Origin of the sequence: Streptomyces sp. NPDC085524, from assembly GCF_044541755.1 — a bacterium.
In the GTDB taxonomy this organism is placed as follows: Bacteria; Actinomycetota; Actinomycetes; order Streptomycetales; family Streptomycetaceae; genus Streptomyces.
Genome location: NZ_JBITTH010000003.1, coordinates 394,518 through 410,177 on the forward strand (window position 1 = coordinate 394,518; position 15,660 = coordinate 410,177).

The window sequence follows — 15,660 nt, forward strand, 5'->3', positions numbered from 1 at the left end:
CGCCCCATTAGACCCACGACGACCCCGGATGGTTACGTTGCCGTCACTGTGATCTGCGTCTCCCGTGAAGGAATGGTGTCGGCCGTGAGGAGGCCGTCCATTACCGGAAGGAACGCAGCCGCAGGCTGTTGGTCACCACGAAGACCGAGGAGAAGGCCATCGCGGCCCCCGCGATCATCGGGTTGAGCAGTCCGGCGGCCGCCAGCGGCAGCGCCGCCACGTTGTAGCCGAAGGCCCAGAACAGGTTCCCCTTGATGGTGCCCAGGGTCCGGCGCGACAGCCGGATCGCGTCCGCCGCCACCCGCAGGTCTCCCCGTACGAGGGTCAGGTCGCCGGCCTCGATGGCCGCGTCGGTGCCGGTGCCCATGGCCAGGCCCAGATCCGCCTGGGCCAGGGCGGCCGCGTCGTTGACCCCGTCGCCGACCATGGCGACCGTACGGCCCTGCGCCTGCAGGCGGCGTACGACGTCCACCTTGTCCTGCGGGAGCACCTCGGCGATCACCTCGTCGATGCCCACCTCGCGGGCCACCGTCTCGGCGACGGCCTTGTTGTCACCCGTCAGCAGGACCGGGGTCAGCCCGAGGGCCCGCAGCCGGGAGACCGCCTCGGCGCTGGTCTCCTTGACGGCGTCGGCCACGGTCAGGACCCCGCGCGCCTCGCCGTCCCAGGCCACCAGCACGGCGGTGCTGCCCGCCGCCTCGGCGGTCGCCTTGGCCTCCGCGAGGCCCTCCGGCAGGTCGATCGCCCAGTCGGCCAGCAGCCGTTCGCGGCCCACCAGGACCGCGTGCCCGTCCACCACGCCCTGCACGCCGAGGCCCGCGACGCTTTCAAAGGTTGCAGGAGCCTCGAAGCCCTCGGGGACCGGAAGGGAGCCCGCCCGCTCGGCCGCGCCGGTGGCGACGGCCCGGGCGATCGGGTGCTCGGAGGCGTGCTCCAGGGAGCCCGCGAGCCGCAGCAGCTCCTTCTCGTCCACGCCCTCTGCGGTGTGCACCTCGGCCAGGGTCATCCGGCCGGTGGTCACGGTCCCGGTCTTGTCCAGGACGACGGTGTCCACGCGGCGGGTGGACTCCAGCACCTCGGGGCCCTTGATCAGGATGCCGAGCTGCGCGCCCCGCCCGGTGCCGACCATCAGCGCGGTCGGGGTTGCCAGGCCCAGGGCGCACGGGCAGGCGATGATCAGGACGGCCACGGCGGCGGAGAAGGCGGCGGTGGTCTCGCCCGTGACCAGCATCCAGACGGCCCAGGTGCCCAGCGCCAGGACCAGCACGACCGGCACGAAGATCCCCGAGATCCGGTCCGCGAGGCGCTGCACCTCGGCCTTGCCGTTCTGCGCGTCCTCGACGAGCCGGGCCATCCGGGCGAGCTGGGTGTCGGCGCCGATCCGGGTGGCCTCGACCACCAGGCGCCCCGAGGCGTTCACGGTTGCGCCGGTCACGGAGTCCCCGACGGCGACCTCGACCGGAACGGACTCGCCGGTCAGCATGGAGGCGTCGACGGCGGAGCTGCCCTCGACGACCGTGCCGTCGGTGGCGATCTTCTCGCCGGGGCGGACGACGAACCGGTCGCCGACCGCCAACTGCGCCACGGGGATGCGCACCTCGGTGCCGCCGCGCAGTACGGCCACGTCCTTGGCGCCGAGTTCCAGCAGCGCCTTGAGGGCCGCGCCGGCCTTCCGCTTGGAGCGGGCCTCCAGGTAGCGGCCGAGGAGGATGAAGGAGACGACCCCGGCCGCGACCTCCAGGTAGATGGCGGAGGAGCCGTCCGTACGGGAGACGGTGAGGTCGAAGCCGTGGCGCATGCCGGGCATGCCCGCGTGGCCGAAGAACAGGGCCCACAGCGACCAGGCGAAGGCCGCCAGGGTGCCGACCGACACCAGCGTGTCCATGGTGGCGGAGCCGTGCCGGGCGTTGGTCCAGGCGGCCTTGTGGAAGGGGTACGCGCCCCAGACCACGACGGGGGCGGCCAGCGTCAGCGAGAGCCACTGCCAGTTGTCGAACTGGAGGGACGGGACCATCGAGAGCAGGACGACGGGCAGCGCGAGCGCGGCCGAGACGAGCAGCCGGTGGCGCAGGGCGGCGAGTTCGGGGTCGCGGGGGGCCTCGGCTTCCTCCTGCTCGGGGAGCGGCTCCGGCGGCGGGGGCTCCTCGGCGGTGTACCCGGTCTTCACGACGGTCGCGATCAGGTCGGCCACCCGGACGTCACCGCTGTAGGAGACCTTCGCCTTCTCGGTGGCGAAGTTCACCGTGGCCTCGACGCCGTCCATCCGGTTGAGCTTCTTCTCGATCCGGGCCGCGCAGGACGCGCAGGTCATCCCGCCGATCGAGAGTTCCACCGCCGCTATGGGCCCGTCGTGCACTGTGCTGCTCATGTTCCGGCTCCAGAGGGATGGCCGGGCCGTACGGAACCAGTATGAGCTGGCCGGTACGGCCCGGCGGAGAACTGCGGGGTCCTGCGGGTGCCTCAGGCCCGGCCGGCCAGCTCGTAGCCGGCCTCGTCGATCGCGGCGCGGACGTCCTCCTCGGCGAGCGGGGCGTCGGAGACCACGGTGACCTCGCCGGTCGCGGCGACGGCCTTGACCGAGCTGACGCCCGGCAGGGCGCTGAGCTCGGTGGTCACCGAGCCCTCGCAGTGGCCGCAGCTCATGCCGGTCACGCGGTAGACGGTGGTGGTCCGGGTGTCCGTCTCGGCGGTCATGTCGTTCTCCTCTTGGGGGCGTACGTGTCCGGTCGCCGGAGGCGATGGATTGCTCCACCGTCCTCCCGACATTCCGAGACTATACCCCTGGGGGGTATAAATGCGAGCCCTGCGTCGTCAAAACTGGCCGGTATATCCGAACTGTACGTAAATGGCCGTTATGGATCAGCCCGGAAGCCTCGTCCTCATCATGGCCGTCGCCGTGCTCGCACCGGTGCTGGCGTACGGCATCTCGCGGTGGCTGGCGGTCCCGCTGCTGGTGTCGATGCCGGCGCTGGCCCAGGCGCTCGGGCTCGACATCCTGCTCGGGGCCTTCGCGGCCGGCCTCGTCACCCGGCTCGTGCTGCACGGGGCGGCGCCGGAGAGCAGCGCGACCGTGCTGTCGAAGGTGGAGGCCATGGGCTCCGGCTTCCTGGTGCCGGTGTTCTTCGTGGTCACCGGGATCGAATTCGACCTGGAGGCGCTGCTCGCGGGCGGCCGGGAGCTCCTGCTGCTGCCGCTGTTCCTGCTGCTGTTCCTGGTGGTGCGCGGCCTGCCGATCCGGCTGCTGGCCCCCGGGTACCTGGGCGGGAGTGATCGGTCGGCGCTGGTGCTGTTCGGGGCCACCGCGCTGCCGCTGGTGGTCGCCATCACCACGCTCGGGGTGGAGGACGGGAAGGGTGCCCGGGCCCGGCGCGGGCAGCGGGTCAGCGGGAGCGAGTCGTGGTGACCATCGGCTCCAGGTAGCGCAGCAGGACGGTCTTCAGCTGCGCGACGTACGCGTCGCGTTCGGCGCCCTCGTGGGCCAGGATCAGGTCCAGGGACGACTTGAAGATGCCGAGGACCATGTTCGCGACGTGGTCGAGCTCGGCCGGCGCGGTCCCGGGGGCGAGGGAGTGCAGGGCGCCCCGGACCTGTCCGCTCATGCTGGCGTGGAGCTCCTCGTGCTCCTTGTCGATGCCCCCCGGTACGCCGGAGCCGTGCATGAGGGCCCAGAAGGCCGGGTTCTCGCAGTTGAAGGCGATCAGCGGGTCCAGGACGGCGTCCAGCACCTCGGGGAGCGGGAGGTCGAGGTTCTGCGGCAGGAAGGCCTGGCCGTGCGTCTCCCGGGCGTGGCGGAGCAGCTGGCCGCCCAGCTCGACCGCGATGGCCTCCTTGTTCGGGAAGTACTGGTAGAGCGTGCCGGGCGACACCCCGGCCTCGCGCGCGATGGCGTTGGTGCTGGCGGCGGCGTAGCCGGTGCGGCAGAACACCCCGGCGGCGGCCGCCAGGAGCTGGCCGATCCGGCGCTCGCCGCGCGCCTGACGGCGGCGCGGGGAGGCCGTGTCGGCTTCGCCACTCCCGGCGGGGCTCTTCTTGGCGGTTGCGGGTGATTTGTCCCTGGCGGTCCCCGGCATGCCCGATCCCTTGCTCCCTGTGGGCGATTGACAAATGCGAGAGGTCGCTCGCATTCTGAGGAAACGCGAGCGACTGCTCGTGTTTGCCAGTCTATTCGTCCTGGCAATCACGGTGAAGGGGACACCGAGTCATGTCCGAAGTCAAGAATCCGCCGTCGTCAGGGGAGAGCGGCAGGTGGACCCGGTTCGTCACGGCCCGGCCGCGGCTCTCGCTGCTGCTCGCCCTGGTGGTCACGGCCCTGGCCGTGTTCGTGGGCGGTGGCGTCGCCGAGCGGATGAGCAGTGGCGGCTGGGAGGACCCGGACGCACAGTCCACCTACGCTGCCGCGGCCCTGGAACGCGAGTTCCCGGCCTCCCAGCCCAACCTGCTGCTGCTCGTCGACGCCGGCCCGGCCGTCGGGGCCGCCGGGGTGGACGACCCCGCGGTCGCCGCCGAGGCGGAGCGGCTGACGGCCCGGCTCGCCGGGGAAGAAGGGGTCGTCGGCGTCGGGTCGTACTGGCGCACCCAGCTGCCCGCACTGCGCTCCGAGGACGGCCGGCAGGCCCTGATCGCCGCCAGGGTGCTGGGCGACCAGAAGGCCGCCACCGAGGTGCTGGACCGGATCACCCCCCACTACCGGGGCGAACACGGGCCGGTGCGGGTCTCCCTGGGCGGCCCCGTCGCGGTCCAGGCCGAGGTGACCACCACCATCCAGGAAGACCTCCTGCGCGCCGAGCTGATCGCCCTGCCGGTCACCCTCGTCCTGCTCGTCCTCGTCTTCGGCAGCGCCGTCGCGGCCCTGCTGCCGCTCGGCGTCGGCATCGTGGCCATCCTCGGCACCAACGCGGTGCTGCGCGGGCTCACCGAGTTCACCGAGGTCTCGGTCTTCGCCCAGAACCTGACCACCGCGCTCGGCCTCGGACTCGCCATCGACTACGCCCTGTTCATCGTCCGCAGGTTCCGTGAGGAGCTCGCGGCCGGACAGGACCCGGCCGGAGCCGTCGGGACCACCCTGCGCACCGCGGGGCGCACCGTGCTCTTCTCGGCGCTGACCGTCGCGGTGGCCCTCTCGGCCATGGCCTTCTTCCCGATGTCCTTCCTGCGCTCCTTCGCCTACGCGGGGGTCGCGGTGGTGCTCCTCGCGGCAGCGGCCGCACTGGTCCTGCTGCCGGCGGCGCTGATCCTGCTCGGCGACCGGGTCAACTCCTTCGACCTGCGGCGGCTGTGGCGGCGCAGGCGTGCGTCCGGCACCGCGCCGGACGCCGCAGCGGAGACGGGGCGGGGCTGGGGCCGGGCGGCCCATCTGGTGATGCGCCGGGCCCCGCTCTTCGCGGTGGCCACCACGGCGGGACTGCTGCTCCTCGGACTGCCCTTCCTCGGGGTGAAGTTCGGCACCGTGGACGACCGGCAGCTGCCGAAGTCCGCGGAGTCGCACGTGGTCCAGCAGCAGATCCGGGACGCCTTCCCGGGCAGCCCCGGCAGCGGGCTCACCGTGCTCGCCGAGGGAGCCTCCGGCCCCGCCGAGCTCGCCTCCTACAAGGACCGACTGGCAGTCCTGCCCGGCGTGGTCCGCATCGACGGGCCGGTGACCACCGGCCCCGAGGCCCAGTACGCGTACTTCTCGGTCATCGCCGAGGGCGAGGGCGTGGGCCGGCAGGCCCAGGACCTGGTCGGCGAGGTACGGAAGGTCGATGCCGGGTTCCGGACCTCCGTGGCGGGCCAGGCGGCGAGGCTCGTCGACACCAAGGAGGCCATCGCGGACGCCCTGCCCACCGCCCTGGCCCTGGTGGCGCTGGCCACCCTGCTCCTGGTCTTCCTGCTCACCGGAAGCCTGCTGATACCGCTCCAGGCGGTGCTGCTCAATGCCCTCAGCCTGACCGCCATGTTCGGAGCGGTGGTGTGGGTGTTCCAGGAGGGCCACCTCTCCGGACTGCTCTCCTTCACCTCCACCGGGGACATCGAGACCACACTGCCGGTCCTGATGTTCTGCATCGCCTTCGGACTGTCCATGGACTACGGGGTGTTCCTCATATCCCGGATCAAGGAGGAGTACGACCGGACCGGCGACCACGAGGGGGCCGTGCGGACCGGACTGGCCCGCACCGGCGGGCTGATCACGGCAGCCGCCCTGATCCTGGCCGTGGTGATGGTGGCGATCGGCACCTCCCGGGTGACCAACACCAAGATGCTGGGGCTCGGCATCGCGCTGGCGGTCCTGATGGACGCCATGGTCGTGCGCAGCCTCCTGGTCCCGGCGGTGATGAAGTTGACCGGGAAGGCCACCTGGTGGGCACCGGGCCCGCTGCGCAGGCTGCACGAGAAGTTCGGACTGAGCGAAGGGGAGGCCGTGGAGAAGGCCGTACAGCCGCAGGCGCGGCCGGAGCGGGAGAAGGTGCCCGTCGGGACGGCCTGACCCCGGGAAGGCCCGGGTGCGGGCGGCCGGGCGGGGGCGGGAGGCCCCCGCCCGGCGGTCGCGTGCGGGTCAGTCGCCGCGGCCCCGGTTGCCGGGGCGCCGGGCCACCCAGGCGCGGACGGTGTCGGCGTACCAGTACGGCTTGCCGCCCTCCACATGGTCGGGCGGGGGGAGGAGGCCGTGCTTGCGATAGGAACGCACCGTGTCCGGCTGGACCCGGATGTGGGCGGCGATCTCCTTGTACGACCACAACTGCCGGTCGCTCATTGCCAGACACCTCCTTGTCCACGCCGCGGGGCCGGCCGGGAGGCCGTCGGGGGAGCCCGCGCGTGGACACTGCCGATCACTCGCGTTGTGCCCGGGGAACGACGCGCGGTGAGGGCAGGGGAGGGGCTGTCGCACCCCTGTGACGGAAAACCCGCGTGATGCGGACATGGGTGACACGACGGAGACCCCTGTGACAGATGCGGCACAGGGGTGCACACGGGGTGCCGGGGCTCAGACCCCGTAGAGCGGCGGGCGTTCCGCCAGCTCCACCGGGGTCCGCACGCCGGTCCGCGCGGCCGTGAGGCCCGCCCGGGACACGGCCGCCGCCGCGTAGCCGTCCCAGGCGTCGGGTCCCGCCACCCGCCCGGCGGCGGCCGCGGCCACCCAGCGGCGCAGCTGGCGGTCGTAGGCGTCGGCGAAGCGCACCGTGAAGTCCTGGTCGATCTCCCCGCCCCAGCGGCCCGCCGACTGCACCACCATCGCGTGGCCGTCACCGATCCGGGCACTTCCCGACTCGCCCACCGCCTCGCACTGCACCTGGTAGCCGAAACCGCAGTTCACGAAGATCTCCACATCGACGACGGCCCCGCCCGAGGTCTCCAGCAGCACCAGCCGCGGATCGCGCAGTCCCTCCGGGGCGGCCGCCGTGGGCCTCGGGGAGAGGACGGTGACGGCCGTGATCTCCTGCCCCAGCAGCCACCGCGCCGCATCCACCTCGTGCACCACGGAATCGCTGATCAGCATGTCGCTGGTGAAGAACGACGGCGAGGCCGCGTTGCGGTGCCGGCAGTGCAGGAACAGCGGCCGCCCGATCCCGCCCGCGTCCAGCAGCTCCTTCAGCCGCTCGTACTCGGCGTCGAACCGCCGCATGAAACCCACCTGCACCAGGCGCCGCCCCAGCCGCTGTTCGGCCGCCATGATCCGCAGCGCCCCGTCCGGATCGGGGGTCAGCGGCTTCTCGCACAGCACCGGCAGCTCCCGCTCCAGGGCGTGCAGGACGGCCTCCTCGTGGGCGGGTCCCGGGGAGGCGATCAGTACGGCCCCGACCCCCGGTGCGGCTATCGCGGCCGCCGGGTCGGTGTGCGCGCCCGCCCCGTCCAGGGCGCCCGCGACCGCCTTGACCCGGTCCCCGTCGGGATCGGCCACGGCCACCACCCGGGCCCCGCCGACGCTCCGCCCGATCCGGCGGACGTGGTCGGCGCCCATCTTGCCCGTACCGATGACGGCGATGCCGAGCGTGCTGCTCATGGTTCTCTCCTCCGGGGAGTCAGCGGGCGCCGCAGGAGCGCAGGTAGTCGCGGGTGCGGCGGGCGATCGGGAGCGGCCGGTCGGGCGGGCAGGGGTACATGTCCTGCTCGACGATGGCGAAGAGGTCCACGCCGAGCCGCTGGGCGGCGGCCAGCACCGGTTCCAGCGCGGGCACGCCCGAAGGAGGTTCGCACATCACTCCGCGGCCCACGGCCGGCCCGAACGGCAGCTCCTGCGCGACGACTTCGGCGAGGATCCGCGGGTCCACCTGCTTGAGGTGGAGGTAGCCGATGCGCTCGGCGAAGGTCTCGACGGCCTGGACGCTGTCGCCGCCGCAGTACGCGTAGTGCCCCGTGTCCAGGCAGAGGGAGACCAGCGCGGGGTCGGTGGCGTCCAGGAAGCGGGCCACGTTCTGCGGGGTGTCGATGTGGGTGTCCGCGTGCGGGTGGACCACGATCCGCAGCCCGTACCGGTCCTGGACCTCCCGGCCCAGGCGCTCGGTCTGGGAGGCCAGTTCACGCCATTGGGAGGGGGTGAGGGTGCGGTCCTCCAGCACCTCGCCGGTCTTGTCGTCCCGCCAGAAGGAGGGGATGACGACGAGGTGCGCCGCCCCCATGGCCCGGGTCAGCTCCGCGATCCGCGACACGTGCTCCCAGGTGTCCTGCCACACGGCGGGGCCGTGATGGAGTCCGGTGAAGACGGTGCCGGCCGAGACCCGCAGGCCGCGCTTGGCGGTCTCCTCGGCGAGCCGGGCGGGGTCGGTGGGCAGGTATCCGTACGGGCCGAGCTCGATCCACTCGTACCCGGCGTCCGCTACCTCGTCGAGGAAGCGCTCCCAAGGCGTCTGCAGCGGATCGTCGGGAAACCAGACACCCCAGGAGTCCGGAGCAGAACCGACGCGGATACGGGTCAACGCGGGCGGGGAGGACGTCATAACGGCCACCTTCGGGTGGGACGAGCGGAGGGACTGACATTGAACGGGACCGGCGATCCGTTGGAGTTCGACCTGATCACGATGGGCCGGATCGGGGTGGATCTCTACCCGTTGAGGACCGGCGTATCACTGGCCGAGGCGGAGACCTTCGGCAGGTTCCTGGGCGGCTCCCCGGCCAACGTCGCCGTCGCCGCGGCCCGGCTGGGGCGGCGGACCGCGCTGATCAGCCGCACCGGGGCGGACCCCTTCGGCGGGTATCTGCGAACGGAGCTCGAGGGGTTCGGGGTGGACGGCCGGTGGGTGACGGAGGTCGCCGGGCTGCCCACGCCGATCACCTTCTGCGAGATGTTCCCGCCGGATTCCTTTCCGCTCTACTTCTACCGGCTGCCGAAGGCACCCGATCTGGAGATCGGGCCGGCGGAGGTGGACCTGGCGGCGGTGCGGGCCGCGCGGGTGTTCTGGATGACGGGGACGGGACTGAGCGAGGAGCCCTCGCGGGCGGCGACGCTGGCCGCGCTGGAGGCGCGGGGGCGCGGGGCCGGGATCACCGTCTTCGACCTGGACTGGCGGCCGATGCTGTGGCGGGAGAAGCCGGAGCCGTTCTACGAGCGGGCGCTGGCGGCCGCGACGGTGGCGGTCGGGAACCCGGAGGAGTGCGAGATCGCCACCGGGCGGTCGGATCCGTACGCGGCTGCGCGGGCGCTGCTGGAGGCCGGGGTGGAACTGGCCGTGGTGAAACGCGGCCCGGAGGGCGTGCTGGCGGTCCACCGCGACGGGACGGAGGCGGAGGTCCCGGCGGTGCCGGTGGAGGTGGTGAACGGGCTGGGGGCGGGGGACGCGTTCGGCGGGGCGCTGTGCCACGGGCTGCTGGCCGGATGGCCGCTGGAGGCGGTGGTGCGGTACGCGAACGCGGCGGGGGCGATCGTCGCCTCGCGGCTGGCGTGTTCGAGTGCGATGCCGTTTACGTACGAGGTGGAGGAGGTGTTGGGGCGTGCCGGTGGTTGCTGAGTCGGGGATGGAATGGACCCGGCTGGTCGTGCTGGAGCTGGAGGCGGGGGAGGTGTACGCGCACGAGTGCGGGGAGTCGGAGTGGATGGTGCTGCCGTTGTCCGGCGGGTGCCGGGTCCGCTGCGCGGAGCCGGGGAGTGCGGCGGGACCGGAAGGCGCGGCGGGGCCGGGAGACCGGGGCTCCGCCCCGGACCCCGCGCCTCAAACGCCGGCGGGGCTGGATTCGGCTCGTGCCGGCCGTTTGCCGCGGCCGCCGCACCATCCGGCTCCGACCGGGCAGAACTCAGCCCCGTCGGCGTTTGAGGCGCGGGGGTCTGGGGGCGGAGCCCATAGTTTCGGGAAGGGGCGGGGTGGGGGAGGAAGCCCCGCAGGGACCTACGCCCCACCGCGGACGTTCCAACTGCACGGGCGGTCCGGGGTGTTCGGCGGGGTCAGTGACTTCGCTTACCTGCCGCGGGACGCGCGGGCGGAGATCGAGGCGGCGGAAGGCGGGCGGTTCGCGCTCGCCGGGGCGCGGTGCGAGGCGCGGCTGCCCGCTCGGTACGGGGCGGCCGCGGACGTGCCGGTGGAGCTGCGCGGCGCCGGGCAGTGCTCGCGGCAGGTCCACAACTTCGGGGCAGCCGGAGTGTTCCCCGCGGACCGGCTCATCGCCGTCGAGGTGCTCACCCCCGGCGGGAACTGGTCCTCGTACCCGCCCCACAAGCACGACACGCACCTCCCCGGCGAGGAGTCCCGACTGGAGGAGATCTACTACTTCGAGATCGCACCCCACGGGAACACCCCCGGGGTCGGGTACCAGCGCGTCACACCCTCTCCCGCGGGGAAGACCGACATCCTGGCGGAAGTCAGGAGCGGGGACGCGGTGCTGATCCCCGACGGCTGGCACGGGCCGTCCATCGCCGCGCCCGGGCACGACATGTACTACCTGAACGTGATGGCCGGGCCGCCCGGCGAGCCCCGGGAGTGGCTGATTCGGGACCACCCGGACCACGCCTGGATCCGCGGCAGCTGGGACGGGCAGGCGACCGACCCCCGGCTGCCCTTCCACCGAGCGGAGGACGAAGCACGATGAGGCTCACCGTCGCACAGGCGCTCGTACGGTTCCTGAGCAGGCAGTACACCGAGCGCGACGGGCGCCGGCACCGGCTGGTCGCCGCCACCTGGGGGATCTTCGGGCACGGGAACGTCGCGGGGATCGGGCAGGCGCTGCTGGAGACCGGGGCGCGGGACATGCCCTTCTTCCAGGGGCGCAACGAGCAGGCCATGGTGCACGCCGCCGTCGGCTACGCCCGGCAGAGCGGGCGGCTGTCCGCGCACGCCGTGACCACCTCCATCGGGCCCGGCGCCACCAACCTCGTCACCGGCGCCGCCGGGGCGACGATCAACCGGATCCCGGTGCTCCTGCTGCCCGGGGACACCTTCGCGACGCGGCCCGCCGACCCCGTGCTGCAGCAGCTGGAGGTGCAGGATGCGGGGGACGTCTCCGTCAACGACACCCTGCGGCCCGTCTCCCGGTACTTCGACCGGATCACCCGCCCCGAGGCGCTGGTCCCGGCCGCCCTCCAGGCCATGCGGGTGCTCACCGACCCCGTGCGGACCGGCGCCGTCACCCTCGCGCTGCCGCAGGACGTGCAGGCCGAGGCGTACGACTGGCCCGAGGAGTTCTTCGCCGAGCGGGTGTGGGACGTGCGCCGGCCCCGGCCCGACCGCGCCGAGCTCGCCGGGGCGGCGGCCGCCGTACGGGGCTCCGCGCGGCCCCTGATCGTCGCGGGCGGCGGGATCCGGCACAGCGACGCCGGGGCCGCGCTGGCGGAGTTCGCCGAGGCCACCGGGATCCCCGTGGCCACGACCCAGGCGGGCAAGGGCGTGCTCCCCCACGACCACCCGGCCGAGGTCGGCGGGATCGGGCACACGGGCACGGCCACCGCCGACGCGCTGGCCCGGGAGGCCGATCTGGTCATCGCCGCCGGGACCAGGCTGACGGACTTCACCACCGCCTCCGGGACCCTCTTCCAGAACCCGGCCGTCCGGTTCGTCGGCCTGAACCTCGACCCGTACGACGCCCACAAGCTCGCCGCCCTGCCGCTGGTCGCCGACGCCCGGGAGGGGCTCGGCGAACTGCGGGAGGCGGTCGCCGGGTACCGGGTGGACCCCGCGTACACGGCCTCGTACGGGGAGGGGAAGCGGGCGTGGGAGCGGCGGGTCGACTCCGCCTGGAGCGCGGGCGACGAGGACCTGCCGCCCACCCAGGCACAGGTGCTCGGGCTGCTCGACGGGCTGGTGGACGCGAGCGACATCCTCGTCAACGCCGCCGGCTCGCTCCCCGGGGACCTGCACAAGCTGTGGCGGGCCCGCTCGGCCGACCAGTACCACCTGGAGTACGGCTACTCGTGCATGGGCTACGAGATCCCGGCCGCGATCGGGGTGGCGCTGGCCGCGCCCGGGCGCCCGGTGTGGGCGCTGGTCGGCGACGGGACGTACCTGATGAACCCGACCGAGATCGTCACGGCCGTGCAGGAGGGCATCCCGGTCAAGCTGGTCGTCCTCGACAACCACGGGTACGCCTCGATCGGGGGGCTCTCGCAGGCGGTGGGCGGCGAGGGGTTCGCCACCGGCTACCGCTTCCGGGCGCCCGACGGCTCGTACGGCGGAGACCCCCTTCCGGTGGACCTCGCGGCGAACGCGGGCTCCCTCGGGATGGCCGTGATGCGCGCCCGTACCGTGCGTGACCTGCGGGAAGCCCTGGCCGAGGCGCGCTCGGCAACATGTCCCACATGTGTCTACGTACAGACCCGAACGCCCGACACTGTGTCGGGCCCGCCCCCCGCGCAGGCGTGGTGGGATGTTCCTGTGGCCGAGACCGCGAACCGCAAAGCGGCGGCCCAGGCCCGTGAAGAGTACGACCGGCAAGCCGCTCAGCGACGTCGCCATCTGTGAAGGAGCAAGGCACATGAAGACCGTCAACCACTGGATCGGTGGCAAGACCGTCGAGGGCGCTTCGGGCAACTACGGCCCGGTCACCGACCCGGCCACCGGCGAGGTCACCACGCAGGTCGCGCTCGCCTCGGCCGAAGAGGTCGACGCGGCGGTGCAGATCGCCAAGGAGGCGTACCTGAGCTGGGGCCAGTCCTCGCTGGCCGCCCGCACCAAGGTGCTCTTCGCCTACCGGGCCCTGCTGGACGCCAACCGCGACGCCATCGCCGAGCTGATCACCGCCGAGCACGGCAAGGTCCACTCGGACGCGCTGGGCGAGGTCGCCCGCGGCCTGGAGATCGTCGAGCTGGCCTGCGGGATCACCACGCAGCTCAAGGGCGAGCTGTCGACGTCGGTGTCCAACCGCGTGGACGTCGCCGCCATCCGCCAGCCGCTGGGCGTCGTCGCGGGCATCACCCCGTTCAACTTCCCGGCGATGGTCCCGATGTGGATGTTCCCGCTCGCCGTGGCCTGCGGAAACACCTTCATCCTCAAGCCGAGCGAGAAGGACCCGTCGGCCGCCAACAAGCTGGCCGAGCTGGCCACCGAGGCCGGTCTGCCGGCGGGCGTGCTGAACGTCGTCCACGGTGACAAGGTCGCCGTCGACGCGCTGCTGTCCCACCCCGACATCGCGGCCGTCTCCTTCGTGGGCTCGACCCCGATCGCCCGCCACATCCACACCACCGCCTCCGCCAACGGCAAGCGCGTACAGGCCCTCGGCGGCGCCAAGAACCACATGCTGGTGCTGCCGGACGCCGACCTGGACGCGGCCGCCGACGCGGCGGTCTCCGCCGCCTACGGCTCCGCCGGCGAGCGCTGCATGGCGATCTCCGCCGTCGTGGCCGTCGGCTCCATCGCCGACACCCTCGTCGAGAAGATCCGCGAGCGCGCCGAGAAGATCAAGATCGGCCCCGGCAACGACCCGGCCTCGGAGATGGGCCCGCTGATCACGGCCGCCCACCGCGACAAGGTCGCCTCGTACGTCAAGGGCGCGGCCGACCAGGGTGCCGACGTGGTCCTGGACGGTACGGGCTACACGGTGGAGGGCTTCGAGAACGGCCACTGGATCGGCCTGTCGCTGCTCGACCACGTGAAGACCGACTCCGACGCCTACCGCGACGAGATCTTCGGCCCGGTGCTGTGCGTGCTGCGCGCGGAGACCTACGAGGAGGGCGTGGCCCTCATCAACGCCTCGCCGTTCGGCAACGGCACCGCGATCTTCACCCGCGACGGCGGCGCCGCCCGCCGCTTCCAGCTGGAGATCGAGGCCGGCATGGTCGGCGTCAACGTGCCGATCCCGGTGCCGGTGGGCTACCACTCCTTCGGTGGCTGGAAGGACTCGCTCTTCGGCGACCACCACATCTACGGCAACGACGGCATCCACTTCTACACCCGCGGCAAGGTCGTCACGACCCGCTGGCCGGACCCCTCCGAGGGCCACATCGGCGTGGACCTGGGCTTCCCGCGCAACCACTGACCGACCGGGCGCACAGCCCGCCGGACCGCTCGCCCCCCGCAACCCTCACCGCGGGGGGCGAGTCCGTTCGTACCCGGATCCGGGCCGGATCCGGCCCGGGACCGGTCGCGGGACCGTGTCAGTACGTGTGGGTCAGGTCCCGCTCGGCATCCGGCCGGCCCTCCTGCGCCGCGCGCCCGCGCCGGCGCAGGACCAGGAAGGTCGTCAGGGCGCCGGCGAGCACCAGGAGCAGCCCGACGGCGGGCCACGGGACGGCCACGAAGTCCGTTTCGGACTCGGAGACCAGCTCGGGGTAGGCCGACGCCCCGGCGGTGATCGTGACGGTCACCCAGTCCGACTGGGGGGCGCCGGGCCACGGCTCGGTGAGCTCGATCCGCTGGCCGGGCAGCAGCGCCAGCCTCAGTTCCCGGGACGGCCGGTCCAGCACCTTCCGCCCGAACAGGCCCTCGGCGGACACCGTCACCTTGGGGTCGACGACCACGTTGCCCCGGTTGACCAGCGTGTACGTGATGGTGGCGCGGGCGTCCTTGACCCAGGGCAGCAGCGGCGCCGACCGGTCGACCTTCACGTCCTCGACGCTCAGCCCCGGAGTCAGCGGCCCCGGCACCCGGAAGTACAGCCGGGCGCCCACCGAACGCTTCACGCCGACCTGGACCTTGCCGTCCTGCTGCACGCCCTCGACGGCGGTGTTGAGGGCGACGATCCCGCCCACGTGGTCGCCGGGCGTCGCGTCCGCGGGGACCTTCACGGTGAACGGCACGTCCTTGCGGCCCTTGGCCGGCACGGTGACGGTGGAGGCCGTCTCGGGCGGCAGCGCGATCCACGCGCCGACGTCCTTGGGCTTCGTCTCCACGGGCAGCAGTGCGAAGGCGCCGCCCGAGGGGGTGTTGACGGCGTCGGTGGCGAAGATCTGGAACGTCAGGTCCTTGTCGGAGGAGTTCAGGATCGTGACGCTGTCGCCGACGGAGGTCCCGGCCTGGCCCTGGTGGAAGAAGTAGGCGCGGTCGGTCATCGCCGCACCGGCCGCGGGCGTGGGGAAGACCCCCCAGGTGCCGTTGTCCGCCGCGGTCGCGGTGGCGGCCGGGAGCAGCCCCACGCCCAGCAGCAGGCCGATGAGCAGACCGTACAGAGAGGTGCGGGTGCGCATGGGAGGTTCTCCAGTCGGCGCGGAAAGAGGGAAAGGGGTGGTGGGGGGCCGGGGCGCCCCCCCCCCCCCGGCCCGGCCGGCCCGCCCCCGAAGGGGTTCGGGGGTTAGGGGACGGGGGGGGCGCGGGGGGAGGTTTCAAACCC

At 72.9% G+C, this 15,660-nt stretch carries 12 protein-coding genes and 1 pseudogene; 6 read left to right on the forward strand and 7 right to left on the reverse strand.

What is annotated here, in order from left to right:
* Positions 1-100: 100 nt before the first annotated feature.
* On the reverse strand, positions 101-2,368 hold the full coding sequence (locus ACIGFK_RS06740) for a heavy metal translocating P-type ATPase (RefSeq protein WP_400050820.1): 2,268 nt from the start codon (positions 2,366-2,368) through the stop codon (positions 101-103).
* A gap of 92 nt (positions 2,369-2,460) precedes the next feature.
* Positions 2,461-2,694 carry a heavy-metal-associated domain-containing protein gene (locus ACIGFK_RS06745; protein ID WP_376659088.1) on the reverse strand — a complete coding sequence of 78 codons (234 nt, stop codon included), beginning with the start codon at positions 2,692-2,694 and terminating at the stop codon, positions 2,461-2,463.
* Between the two features lie 253 nt (positions 2,695-2,947).
* Here ACIGFK_RS06745 and ACIGFK_RS06750 point away from each other — a divergent pair.
* Positions 2,948-3,403, forward strand: a pseudogene (locus ACIGFK_RS06750) (cation:proton antiporter); the annotation flags it as partial.
* Here the strand turns inward: ACIGFK_RS06750 and ACIGFK_RS06755 are convergent.
* Positions 3,381-4,070, reverse strand: coding sequence for a TetR/AcrR family transcriptional regulator (locus ACIGFK_RS06755; protein WP_400050822.1), 690 nt, complete (start codon positions 4,068-4,070; stop codon positions 3,381-3,383). The pseudogene ACIGFK_RS06750 and the gene ACIGFK_RS06755 overlap by 23 nt on opposite strands.
* Positions 4,071-4,201: 131 nt before the next feature.
* On the opposite strand from ACIGFK_RS06755, the gene ACIGFK_RS06760 reads away from it, so the two are divergent.
* A complete protein-coding gene (locus ACIGFK_RS06760; protein WP_376659090.1) occupies positions 4,202-6,463 on the forward strand; it encodes an MMPL family transporter in 2,262 nt (753 codons plus the stop codon).
* A 69-nt stretch (positions 6,464-6,532) separates the two neighbouring features.
* Here ACIGFK_RS06760 and ACIGFK_RS06765 read toward each other — a convergent pair whose 3' ends face one another.
* The 3 genes from ACIGFK_RS06765 to ACIGFK_RS06775 all read right to left on the reverse strand — a co-directional run bounded on the left by ACIGFK_RS06765 (position 6,533) and on the right by ACIGFK_RS06775 (position 8,912).
* Positions 6,533-6,730 carry a helix-turn-helix transcriptional regulator gene (locus ACIGFK_RS06765; protein ID WP_376661751.1) on the reverse strand — a complete coding sequence of 66 codons (198 nt, stop codon included), beginning with the start codon at positions 6,728-6,730 and terminating at the stop codon, positions 6,533-6,535.
* Positions 6,731-6,961: 231 nt separating this feature from the next.
* A complete protein-coding gene (locus ACIGFK_RS06770; protein WP_376661752.1) occupies positions 6,962-7,978 on the reverse strand; it encodes a Gfo/Idh/MocA family protein in 1,017 nt (338 codons plus the stop codon).
* A gap of 19 nt (positions 7,979-7,997) precedes the next feature.
* Positions 7,998-8,912 (reverse strand): sugar phosphate isomerase/epimerase family protein, encoded by a 915-nt coding sequence (locus ACIGFK_RS06775; protein WP_400050824.1) that lies wholly within the window; start codon positions 8,910-8,912, stop codon positions 7,998-8,000.
* A 39-nt stretch (positions 8,913-8,951) separates the two neighbouring features.
* Here ACIGFK_RS06775 and iolC point away from each other — a divergent pair, with 39 nt between their 5' ends.
* From iolC to ACIGFK_RS06795, 4 genes are read left to right on the forward strand one after another with little or no spacing between them, the layout of a single operon-like run.
* A complete protein-coding gene (gene iolC / locus ACIGFK_RS06780; RefSeq protein ID WP_400050826.1) occupies positions 8,952-9,920 on the forward strand; it encodes a 5-dehydro-2-deoxygluconokinase in 969 nt (322 codons plus the stop codon).
* A 7-nt stretch (positions 9,921-9,927) separates the two neighbouring features.
* Positions 9,928-10,992 (forward strand): 5-deoxy-glucuronate isomerase, encoded by a 1,065-nt coding sequence (gene iolB / locus ACIGFK_RS06785; RefSeq protein WP_376661758.1) that lies wholly within the window; start codon positions 9,928-9,930, stop codon positions 10,990-10,992.
* The gene (iolD, locus tag ACIGFK_RS06790) at positions 10,989-12,857 is read left to right on the forward strand and encodes a 3D-(3,5/4)-trihydroxycyclohexane-1,2-dione acylhydrolase (decyclizing) (RefSeq protein WP_400050828.1); all 1,869 of its coding nucleotides are present in this window, start codon (positions 10,989-10,991) and stop codon (positions 12,855-12,857) included. Before iolB ends, iolD begins: the two co-directional genes overlap by 4 nt.
* 13 nt (positions 12,858-12,870) lie before the next feature.
* Positions 12,871-14,370 (forward strand): CoA-acylating methylmalonate-semialdehyde dehydrogenase, encoded by a 1,500-nt coding sequence (locus ACIGFK_RS06795; RefSeq protein WP_376661756.1) that lies wholly within the window; start codon positions 12,871-12,873, stop codon positions 14,368-14,370.
* Positions 14,371-14,488: 118 nt separating this feature from the next.
* Here the strand turns inward: ACIGFK_RS06795 and ACIGFK_RS06800 are convergent, their stop codons facing one another.
* Positions 14,489-15,517: a WxL protein peptidoglycan domain-containing protein gene (locus ACIGFK_RS06800; protein ID WP_400050830.1), complete on the reverse strand. Its 1,029-nt coding sequence runs from the start codon at positions 15,515-15,517 to the stop codon at positions 14,489-14,491.
* Between the last annotated feature and the right edge of the window lie 143 nt (positions 15,518-15,660).

Excerpts from the sequence above, each read along its gene's own strand:
- ACIGFK_RS06740 (WP_400050820.1), bottom strand. The coding sequence starts at position 2,368 with ATGAGCAGCACAGTGCACGACGGGCCCATAGCGGCGGTGGAACTCTCG.
- ACIGFK_RS06745 (WP_376659088.1), bottom strand. The coding sequence starts at position 2,694 with ATGACCGCCGAGACGGACACCCGGACCACCACCGTCTACCGCGTGACC.
- ACIGFK_RS06755 (WP_400050822.1), bottom strand. The coding sequence starts at position 4,070 with ATGCCGGGGACCGCCAGGGACAAATCACCCGCAACCGCCAAGAAGAGC.
- ACIGFK_RS06760 (WP_376659090.1), top strand. The coding sequence starts at position 4,202 with ATGTCCGAAGTCAAGAATCCGCCGTCGTCAGGGGAGAGCGGCAGGTGG.
- ACIGFK_RS06765 (WP_376661751.1), bottom strand. The coding sequence starts at position 6,730 with ATGAGCGACCGGCAGTTGTGGTCGTACAAGGAGATCGCCGCCCACATC.
- ACIGFK_RS06770 (WP_376661752.1), bottom strand. The coding sequence starts at position 7,978 with ATGAGCAGCACGCTCGGCATCGCCGTCATCGGTACGGGCAAGATGGGC.
- ACIGFK_RS06775 (WP_400050824.1), bottom strand. The coding sequence starts at position 8,912 with ATGACGTCCTCCCCGCCCGCGTTGACCCGTATCCGCGTCGGTTCTGCT.
- iolB (WP_376661758.1), top strand. The coding sequence starts at position 9,928 with ATGGAATGGACCCGGCTGGTCGTGCTGGAGCTGGAGGCGGGGGAGGTG.
- iolD (WP_400050828.1), top strand. The coding sequence starts at position 10,989 with ATGAGGCTCACCGTCGCACAGGCGCTCGTACGGTTCCTGAGCAGGCAG.
- ACIGFK_RS06795 (WP_376661756.1), top strand. The coding sequence starts at position 12,871 with ATGAAGACCGTCAACCACTGGATCGGTGGCAAGACCGTCGAGGGCGCT.
- ACIGFK_RS06800 (WP_400050830.1), bottom strand. The coding sequence starts at position 15,517 with ATGCGCACCCGCACCTCTCTGTACGGTCTGCTCATCGGCCTGCTGCTG.